Consider the following 9,541-nt stretch of genomic DNA (forward strand, 5'->3'; position numbering starts at 1 on the left):
CTCCTCGAGCATCTCCGTCACCAGCGCCGCGATCGGCGACCGCTCACTGCGGGTCAAGGTGATGTGCGCGAAAAGTGGGTGACCCTTGAGCTTTTCGATGACGGCAGCCACACCGTCGTGCCGTCCGACCCGCAGGTTGTCGCGCTGGGCGACGTCGTGGGTGAGCACGACCCGCGACCCGGATCCCAGCCGCGAGAGCACCGTGAGCAGCACATTGCGTTCGAGCGACTGGGCCTCGTCGACGATCACGAACGAATCGTGCAGTGATCGACCACGAATGTGGGTAAGCGGCAACACTTCCAGCATTCCCCGGCTTGCCACCTCGTCCATCACGGCCGGGCTGGCGATGCCTTCGAGCGTGTCGTAGACGGCCTGCCCCCACGGACTCATCTTCTCGTTCTCCGTGCCCGGGAGGTAGCCGAGCTCCTGACCGCCCACCGCGTACAACGGACGGAACACGATCAACTTTCGGTGGCTGCGCCTTTCGAGCACGGCTTCGAGTCCGGCCGTGAGGGCGAGCGCCGACTTACCGGTACCGGCCTTGCCGCCCAGCGAGACGATGCCGACGGATTCGTCGAGCAGCAGATCGAGGGCGATCCGTTGCTCGGCGGAACGCCCGTGCAGTCCGAATGCTTCGCGGTCGCCGCGCACCAGTTGCACCCGCTTGTCCGGGGTCACCCGGCCCAGCGCGCTCGACGATCCGCTGAGAAGCCGGATCCCCGTGTGGCACGGAATATCCCGCGCCGCGTCGAGGTCGATGACACCTTCGGCGAACAATTCGTCGACCTGTGCGCGCTCCACATCGAGTTCGGTCATCCCGGTCCAGCCCGACGTGACGACGTCCTGCGCGTGGTATTCGTCGGCGGGCAGGCCGACCGCGCCGGCCTTCACGCGCAGGGGCGTGTCCTTGCTGACCAGTACCACGTCACGCCCTTCACCGGCCAGGTTGAGGGCGCACGCGAGGATCCGTGCGTCGTTGGTGTCGGTGCGGAACCCTGCGGGTAGCACCATCGGGTCGGTGTGGTTGAGCTCCACGTGCATCGTGCCGCCGGCCTCGCCGATCGGAATCGGCTGATCGAGACGGCCGTGCCGCTGCCTCAGGTCGTCGAGCAGTCGCAGGGCTTCGCGCGCGAACCATCCGAGTTCGTGGTGGTGGCGCTTGCCTTCGAGTTCCCCGATCACCACAAGCGGCAGGACCACCTCGTGTTCGGCGAACCGGGCGACCGCCCACGGATCGGAGAGCAACACGGATGTGTCCAGCACATAGGTACGCACAGAAGGGGTACTCGCGGCTGGGTCTGCGGAACGACGCCCGGAGTGGGCAGGGACGGAGCGTGTTGCGTTCACGTGAGGCTCCTCGGTCTGTGCGGCACCGCACCGACATCTTTCGGTGGGCCGGTCGTCCCCGGTGTCTTCGTGCCCACGGGGGCCGGTGCCGGCCCCCTCGCTTCGACTGTGCTCAGCCACACGATCAGGGACCTCCCGTGTACCCGGCACCTGCGCCGGCTACACCTTCGACGCTAACGCCAACACGCCCCGAACGCTCGTGGAGCGCCAGGGCGTGTCGGTGAATTCTGGGTTGCGGCCGGGTTTCCGGTCGTCCCAGGAAGTGTCGGGTGCGACAGGAGTCTCAGATGAGGTTCCAGTCCTCCAACCCCTGGTAGAGCGGGATGTCCTGAGCGAGCTTGCTGACACGCGCCCGCAGTGAGTCGGTGTCGGCGCCACCGATGAGGGTTTGGGCGATGATGTCGGCGACCTCGGTGAACTGCTCGTCGCCGAAGCCGCGAGTGGCCAGGGCCGGGGTGCCGATGCGCAGGCCGGAGGTGACCATCGGCGGGCGCGGATCGAACGGCACCGCGTTGCGGTTGACGGTGATGCCGACCTCGTGCAGCGCGTCCTCGCCCTGCTGGCCGTCGAGCTGCGAGTTGCGCAGATCCACCAGCACCAGGTGCACGTCCGTGCCGCCGGTGAGCACCGAAATGCCCTTGTCGGTGACATCGGGCTGCGAGAGGCGGTCGGCAAGGATCTTCGCGCCCGAGAGGGTGCGGCTCTGGCGGTCCTTGAACGCGTCGCTCGCGGCGATCTTCAAGGAGACGGCCTTCGCGGCGATCGCGTGCATCAGCGGCCCGCCCTGCTGCCCCGGGAAGACCGCGGAGTTGAGCTTCTTGGCCCACTCCTGCTTCGCGAGGATCAGGCCGGAGCGGGGGCCGCCGAGCGTCTTGTGCACGGTGGTGGACACCACGTCCGCGTACGGCACGGGCGACGGGTGCAGACCCGCCGCGACCAGGCCCGCGAAGTGCGCCATGTCGACCCACAGGTACGCGCCCACTTCGTCGGCGATCGACCGGAACGCCGCGAAGTCCTCGTGCCGCGGGTAGGCGGACCAACCGGCGACGATGACCTTCGGCTTCTCACGAAGCGCGATGTCGCGGACCTCGTTCATGTCGATGCGGTGGTCTTCCTTGCTGACCCCGTAGGACGACACGTCGTAGAGCTTGCCCGAGAAGTTCAGCTTCATGCCGTGGGTGAGGTGTCCGCCGTGCGCCAGATCGAGACCGAGCAGCTTCTCGCCCGGCGTCATGAGCGCCATCAGCACCGCCGCGTTGGCCTGCGCGCCCGAGTGCGGCTGCACGTTGGCAAAGTCGGCGCCGAACAGTTCCTTCGCGCGGCTCCGGGCGAGGTCCTCGACGATGTCGACGTTCTCGCAGCCACCGTAGTAACGGCGGCCGGGGTAACCCTCCGCGTACTTGTTGGTCAGGACACTGCCCTGCGCCTGCAGCACCGCACGCGGCACGAAGTTCTCCGACGCGATCATCTCGAGGGTGTCGCGCTGACGCGACAACTCTCCGGCCATAGCCTGTGCGACCTCGGGGTCGAGGTCGGCGAGTGCGGCGGTGTTCACGTCGGTGCCGGGCGCAGCGGTCATCGAGAATTCTCCAAGCAGAGGGCGGCAGGATACGAGATCCAGTCTACGAACCCTGTCCACCGTGCCGGAAGGCGGTCCCCGAAGAGATGCAGGTCACCGCAGGCTGCTGGGGATCAACGGTTCGTCGAGCAGGCGCCGGAAGCGGTCGGCTCGCTCCGCCCCGGCGGGCGCCCGGTCCAGCCAGCCACCGAGCAACCGGTAGCCCTCGACGTAGGTGCTGATGTACGCGCGCCACAGCGGCGACGACAGGAACCGGAGCGACTGCCGGGCCCGTTCCGGGCTCGACAACGACCAGCGCTGCAGGAACTCGGCGACCTCGTCGGGGCTGCGACCGCGGTCGTGCAGGAGCAGCGCGGCATCCTGCCGCACCGACAGCAGTCCCGCGGACGCCTCGTGCAGCTGCTCGGCACGCTCACCGTCGAACCGCAGGCCGAGGTCGGCGTAGATCTCCTGCGCCCACAGTCCCCAGCCCGGTCCGATGATCGCCTCGAACGCGAGGTCGGCGAGCCCTTCCGCCATGAGGCACTGCGGGGTGTTGACCAGGAACAGCGTCTGCTCGAGTTGTCCCGCGCCCACCAGTCCCGCCTCTTTCCGGCAGTGCTCGGTGTGATGTCCCGGATACGCCTCGTGCGCGATCAGGTGGGGAAGCTGCGACATGTGCTGCTCGAGATCGGAGTTGATCGCCACCCGGGAGCGGTAGTCACCGAGGTAGTAGTTGAACCCCGACCACGGTTTGTCGCCGACGACCTCGTACTCGACCTGTTCGGTCTCCGGCAGCGGATACACGGCCCGCACCTTGTCGCGCAGCGCGCTCGAGAAGGCCGCGACGCACTCGGCGAGCCGGTCCGCGGGCACGACCTCGGACTTGCGGTGTGCCTGCAGCCGCTCGGCGAGCGAGGCAGTGGTTCCGTGCCCGGGCAGCAGCGCATCGAGCCGACGGTGGGCAGCGCGGTAGTCGTCCTCGTTTCCGGGCTCGATCCGCACATCGAAATACGCTTCGACCTCGTCGACGAATCCGATGCTCTCACCTGCGAATTTGCGTGCCGAGCAGTCCAGTGCACGCAGGTGCGCGTCGAGAAATCGGGCGCGTTCGTCCGGAAGTTCGGCGGCGGGAATCTCATCGCGCAGCCGTCGTGCGGTGTGGGATAAATCACGAGGATCCGGCATCGGCGCGTTCTCGATCTGCCGGCGCAGCGCGGGGTCGCCGGTGTAGGCGTCGACGAACCCCTCCTCGAGCCGGTCGAAAGACAGTCCGAGCAGCAGGTATTCACGCACGAGATGGTCCGGTCGCATACCTCGCCACCCTAGTCGCCCCTCCGGCACGGCGGCAGCTCGAACCCGCCGGGGCGGGGACCCCGCCTGGGCACCACCGTGTGGCAGCGAGCACAATCCCGAACATGGAAATGCTTCGTCGCAACCCCCACGCGGGCTGTGCCGCCGGATCCTTCGTCGCTCGAGGGACGTGTCGATGGCGCGCCTGAGCGAACCCAGCCCGTACGTCGAGTTCGATCGCAAGCAGTGGCGGACGCTGCGTAAGTCGACACCGCTGGTGCTCACGGAGGACGAGCTGGTCGGTCTGCGCGGTCTCGGCGAACAGATCGATCTGGCCGAGGTTGCCGAGGTGTATCTGCCGCTCTCCCGGTTGATCCATCTGCAGGTCGCCGCGAGGCAGCGACTCTTCGCCGCCACCGCGACGTTCCTCGGCGAGAAGCACCCCGACCAACAGGTACCGTTCGTCATCGGCGTGGCGGGCTCGGTGGCGGTCGGCAAGTCCACGACCGCGCGTGTGTTGCAGGCCCTGCTGGCGCGGTGGGAACACCACCCTCGGGTGGATCTGGTGACAACGGACGGATTCCTGTACTCGTCGAAAGAGTTGATCCGACGGAATATCATGCATCGGAAGGGCTTCCCGGAGAGCTACGATCGGCGCAAATTGCTGCGTTTCGTTACCGAGGTGAAGTCCGGCGCCGAAGAGGTTGCGGCGCCGATCTATTCACACGTCTCCTACGATGTCATCCCCGGCGAGTACCACATCGTGCGGCAAACCGACATCCTCATCATCGAGGGCCTCAACGTTCTGCAGACCGGCCCTCGGCTCATGGTCTCGGATCTGTTCGATTTCTCGATCTATGTCGACGCCCGCATCGAGGACATCGAGAAGTGGTATGTGGAACGGTTTCTCGCGCTCCGTAAGACCTCGTTCGCAAATCCGGACGCGCACTTCCATCACTATTCGAAGCTGTCCGATCGCGACGCCGTCGGTGCCGCCAAGGAGATCTGGCACTCGATCAATCTGCCGAATCTCGTAGAGAACATTCTCCCCACCCGGCCGCGCGCAACGCTGGTGTTGAGGAAGGATTCCGACCACGCGATCAACCGGTTGCGTCTGCGCAAGCTCTGATCACAGCCCCGGCGGGTCGCGTCGTCATACTCCGAAACGCCGGTGGCGGGCCGCGAAGTCGCGAAGCGCGCGCAGGAAGTCGACCCGCCGGAATTCGGGCCAGTAGGCCTCGGTGAACCAGATCTCCGAGTATGCGCTCTGCCACAGCAGAAATCCCGAGAGGCGCTGTTCACCGGACGTGCGGATCACCAGGTCGGGGTCGGGTTGCCCCGAGGTGTAGAGGTTGTCGCCCACGGCCTCGACGGTGACGGCATCGATCAGGTCTGCACCGGACAACCCCTGCGCCTGCTTCTCACTCAGGAGCGCCTGCACCGCGTCGACGATCTCCTGCCGGCCGCCGTAGCCCACCGCGACGTTGACATGCGTCCCGGTACGCCCGGCAGTGCCCGCGGCGGCCTCACGCAGCCGTTTCGCGTGATCTTCGGGCAGCAGATCGGGCGTGCCGACGATCTTCACGCTCCAATTCTGGTCGGGTGCCGAGATCTCTTCGACCACATCCGCGATGATCTCGAGCAACACGTCCAGTTCGGCGGGGTCGCGGCGCAGGTTCTCGGTGGAGAGCAGGTAGATGGTCGCAGTCTCGATGCCGGCCGCGTCGCACCAGCTGAGCAGTTCCGCGATCTTGCGGGCACCCATGCGATGACCGTGACTGACGTCGGTGAAACCGTTTTCCCGAGCCCAGCGGCGATTGCCGTCGCACATGACGGCGACGTGCCGCGGCTGCTGAGCCCCTTCGAGTTCTCTGAGCAACCGTCGTTCGTAGAGTCGGTAGAGCACGCCACGGATGTTCACCCCGTCATCACCACGCGAGTCACATTACGCCCACACTTTTCCGCCGCGGCGACGGTGGTCACACCGTCGCGCGGACTCCCCTCGGCGGCGGTAATCTGACGCCGACCGCCAACCTACGGCTGCGTAGCTTCAGGAAGAGAGCGAGACACATGACGGCATTCGGCATCGACGAGCTGCCCGTCAAACCCCGCATGCGCGGATGGATTCACCTGTGGGCCTTCGGCGTCGCAGTGCTCGCCGGTATCGCGCTGGTCGCTGCGGCGGCCACCCTCGCCGCTCCGTCACCGTCCGGGGCGTCTCCGGTCCGGCCCACAGCGATCTACAGCCTCACGGTGTGCGGCGTGTTCGGGGTGAGCGCCCTCTATCACCGCGTGCACTGGAACAGCCCGCGGGCGCGGATCTGGATGAAGCGCGCCGATCATTCGATGATCTTCGTCTTCATCGCCGGCAGCTACACACCGTTCGCGACGCTCGCGCTGCCACCCGACACCGGACGCACCCTCCTTCTGGTGGTGTGGTCCGGGGCCGTCGCCGGTGTCGCGCTGAAAATGCTGTGGCCGACGGCGCCGCGCTGGGTGGGTGTGCCCCTGTATCTGCTCCTGGGTTGGGCCATCGTCCCGGTCGCGGGCGATCTCGTCGACCAAGCCGGTATCGCCCCGATGGTGCTGTTGTTGATCGGGGGGCTCTTCTACAGCGGAGGAGCGATTCTCTACGCGACGAAATGGCCCGACCCGTGGCCCGCCACTTTCGGGCACCACGAGTTCTTCCATGCCGCCACGGTGATCGCCGCGCTGTGCCACGCCGTTGCGGTGTGGCTTGTCGTATTCACCTGATTTACCTGGTTACGGGCACCGACCGCCTCATCGTGCAACGTGTCACACACGCGGCCACAACTGTCACAAATTTGTACACTCGCGGTCGATGTCTATTTCTCAACTGGCCTTCGAGCTCACCGATACGAACCGTGAGTGGCTGATCGAGCGGCCACTGGCGATCGCCGGCTACATCGGCGTCGCGATCGCCCTGCGTTTCGTGTTGCACCGGCTGATCGATCGTATGACGAAGCCGCGTCCACCCGGCGTGAAGGCGTCCCCCTCGATCCTGCGCCCGCTTCAGGAACGCGCGGTCAAGAGCCTCGGGGATCCCGCGGTACGCGAACGCCGCGTCCAGCGGACCCAGACGATCGGTTCGGTGTTCAAGTCCGGCGTGTCGATTCTCGTCCTGGTCTGGGTGGTGCTGCAGACCCTGGCCACCCTCGGGTTCAATGTCGCGCCGTTCATCGCGTCGGCCGGTATCGCCGGTGTCGCGCTCGGCTTCGGTGCGCAGAACCTGGTGCGCGATTTCATTTCGGGGATGTTCATGCTGCTCGAGGACCAGTACGGGGTCGGCGATGTCGTCGACGTCGGCGACGCCGTGGGTACCGTCGAATCCGTCGGACTGCGCGTGACCACCGTCCGGGACATCGATGGAACCCTCTGGTACTGCCGCAACGGTGAGATTCTGCGAGTAGGCAACATGAGCCAGGGCCATGCCGTGGCGGTCGTCGACATCCCGATCTCGCCGACGGCGAATGTGCAGCGAGCGTGCCAGATGGCGTTGCGGGCGGTTCTCGACGCGGTCGAACGCGACGACATCGCGCCGAGTGTGCTCGAAGAACCCGAACTGCTCGGCGTCAACTCGGTGACGGCCGGCGCGGTCACCCTGCGGGTCACCGTGCGGGTGCGCGCCGGTCAGCAGTGGGCGGTGCGCCGCGCCCTCACGCGTTCGGTGCTCGAGGCGTTCGAACAGGGCGGCATCGACTCGCCGTCGATGTTGCTGGCGCCGGCCACCTCGGTCTGATCGGCGGCGCCGGGGGCCGTCAGGACGCGGCCAGCACCTCGAGGAGATCAGGAACGGCGGTCCCCGGCCGGTCACACACGAAGCCCCGGCACTCGTACGCGGTCGGAGCGCCGTCGACGAGGGGCCGGTCGGCCAGCAGCGGCGACGAATCCGGGACACCGCCGACGACGATCGCGCCCCCGGGAGCCACGGCCCGCGCGGCGTCGAGCAGCTCCCCGCCGCCCGCCACCGCGACCTGGATCGGCCCGCGGACGGCGGCCTCGGCGACTGTCAGCCAATGCCCCGCCGACCGGGGTGCCCGGTCGAGCAGCAGCGACACGGCGCCCAGTGAGTTGTCGACTGCGTCCGCGTAGCGTCCCTCCTCCACCGCCGCCGCGAGGGTGAGCAACGCTTCGGTGATGAGCGCGGCGCCGGAGGGGGTGGCCCCGTCGACCGGGTCGCGGGGACGTGCGACGAGGGTTTCCGCGTCGTGCGCGGTGTCGAACCAGCTGCCGGGACGCTCGGGATCGGCGAACTGTTCGAGGGCGGTGTCGGCGAGGGCGCGCGCCGGAGCGAGCCAGCCGAGTTCGCCGGTGGCCTGGTAGACGGCCAGCAACGCCGTGATCAGCGCGCCGTAGTCTTCGAGCACTCCCGCCGGTTCACCGACGACACCTCCGAGCGACGCGCGCCGCAATCGTCCCTCGACGAGATGCGTGTCGAGGAGCACGCGTGCACACGTGGCCGCGGCGTCCACCCAATCCGGCCGGCCGAGCGTGGCGCCGGCTTCGGCGAGCGCCGTCACCGCGAAGCCGTTCCAGGCGGTAACGACCTTGTCGTCGCGACCGGGCTGAGGCCGTGCCTGCCGGGCCTCGAACAACCTGGCCCGCACTCGCGCGTACCGATCCACGTCTTCGGGGTCGGCCGGCAACTGCAGTACCGATGCGCCCTCCTCGAACGTGCCGACGGCGGTGACCGCGAACAGTCGCGCGGCCCAGGCACCGTCGTCCGGTCCGAGGGTGTCGACGAGTTGTTCCGGCGTCCAGACGTAGGTCAGTCCCTCGACGCCGTCGGTGTCGGCATCGAGCGCCGAGGCGAAGCATCCCTGCTCGGTGCGCAGGTCGCGAAGGAGGAACGCGACGGTTTCCTCGGTCACACGACGCGGCAACGCCGCATTCGTCACCCGTGCGAGGTGCGCGTACACGCGCAGCAGCAACGCATTGTCGTAGAGCATCTTCTCGAAGTGCGGCACCACCCATCCGGCGTCGACGCTGTAGCGGGCGAAACCCCCGCCGAGCTGGTCGTAGATTCCGCCGCGGGCCATCGCGGCGGCGGCGCGTTCGACCAGGCCGAGGACTTCGGCCGAGCCGCTGCGTTCGTAGTTGCGTACGAGCCCCTCGAGCAGGTTCGACGGCGGGAACTTCGGTGCTCCACCGAATCCACCGTGGGTCCGGTCCTCGTCGGCGGCGATGGCGGTGGCGGCGGCGTCGAGGAGCGCCGCGTCGATAGTCTTCGTGCCGGCCGGGAGCCCGCCGCTGCTGCGCTGCAGCTCGGTGACCACCGCCTCGGCGGCCTTCGCCACGTCGTCGCGGCGGTTGTTCCATGTG

The 9,541-nt window shown here is 67.6% G+C and carries 8 protein-coding genes; 3 read left to right on the top strand and 5 right to left on the bottom strand.

Translation table 11 applies throughout. The features are described from left to right. From Q8814_RS21595 to Q8814_RS21605, 3 genes are all read right to left on the bottom strand, one after another. On the bottom strand, positions 1–1,347 hold a 1,347-nt coding region (locus tag Q8814_RS21595; protein WP_330154036.1), incomplete at its 3' end, for a PhoH family protein. A gap of 283 nt (positions 1,348–1,630) precedes the next feature. Then, the gene (gene glyA / locus Q8814_RS21600; protein WP_330154037.1) at positions 1,631–2,926 is read right to left on the bottom strand and encodes a serine hydroxymethyltransferase; all 1,296 of its coding nucleotides are present in this window, start codon (positions 2,924–2,926) and stop codon (positions 1,631–1,633) included. Between the two features lie 93 nt (positions 2,927–3,019). Then, positions 3,020–4,219: a DUF885 domain-containing protein gene (locus Q8814_RS21605; protein ID WP_330154038.1), complete on the bottom strand. Its 1,200-nt coding sequence runs from the start codon at positions 4,217–4,219 to the stop codon at positions 3,020–3,022. A 175-nt stretch (positions 4,220–4,394) separates the two neighbouring features. Between Q8814_RS21605 and coaA the strand changes: the two genes are divergently transcribed. Next, positions 4,395–5,327 carry a type I pantothenate kinase gene (coaA, locus tag Q8814_RS21610; protein WP_330154039.1) on the top strand — a complete coding sequence of 311 codons (933 nt, stop codon included), beginning with the start codon at positions 4,395–4,397 and terminating at the stop codon, positions 5,325–5,327. A 24-nt stretch (positions 5,328–5,351) separates the two neighbouring features. Here the strand turns inward: coaA and Q8814_RS21615 are convergent, their stop codons facing one another. Then, positions 5,352–6,119: an isoprenyl transferase gene (locus Q8814_RS21615; RefSeq protein WP_330154040.1), complete on the bottom strand. Its 768-nt coding sequence runs from the start codon at positions 6,117–6,119 to the stop codon at positions 5,352–5,354. A gap of 149 nt (positions 6,120–6,268) precedes the next feature. Here Q8814_RS21615 and trhA point away from each other — a divergent pair, with 149 nt between their 5' ends. Further along, positions 6,269–6,952, top strand: coding sequence for a PAQR family membrane homeostasis protein TrhA (trhA, locus tag Q8814_RS21620; protein WP_330154041.1), 684 nt, complete (start codon positions 6,269–6,271; stop codon positions 6,950–6,952). 88 nt (positions 6,953–7,040) lie between these two features. Next, positions 7,041–7,958, top strand: a complete 918-nt coding sequence (locus tag Q8814_RS21625) for a mechanosensitive ion channel family protein (protein ID WP_330154042.1) — start codon at positions 7,041–7,043, stop codon at positions 7,956–7,958. Between the two features lie 19 nt (positions 7,959–7,977). Here the strand turns inward: Q8814_RS21625 and Q8814_RS21630 are convergent. Continuing rightward, the coding region (locus Q8814_RS21630) for a thioredoxin domain-containing protein (RefSeq protein WP_330154043.1) at positions 7,978–9,541 on the bottom strand (1,564 nt) is incomplete at its 5' end.

Source organism: Rhodococcus chondri, from assembly GCF_036327435.1.
GTDB lineage: Bacteria > Actinomycetota > Actinomycetes > Mycobacteriales > Mycobacteriaceae > Rhodococcus > Rhodococcus chondri.

Coding starts and splice junctions, on each gene's coding strand:
- Q8814_RS21625 (WP_330154042.1), top strand. CDS start 7,041: ATGTCTATTTCTCAACTGGCCTTCGAGCTCACCGATACGAACCGTGAG.
- trhA (WP_330154041.1), top strand. CDS start 6,269: ATGACGGCATTCGGCATCGACGAGCTGCCCGTCAAACCCCGCATGCGC.
- Q8814_RS21605 (WP_330154038.1), bottom strand. CDS start 4,219: ATGCGACCGGACCATCTCGTGCGTGAATACCTGCTGCTCGGACTGTCT.
- coaA (WP_330154039.1), top strand. CDS start 4,395: ATGGCGCGCCTGAGCGAACCCAGCCCGTACGTCGAGTTCGATCGCAAG.
- glyA (WP_330154037.1), bottom strand. CDS start 2,926: ATGACCGCTGCGCCCGGCACCGACGTGAACACCGCCGCACTCGCCGAC.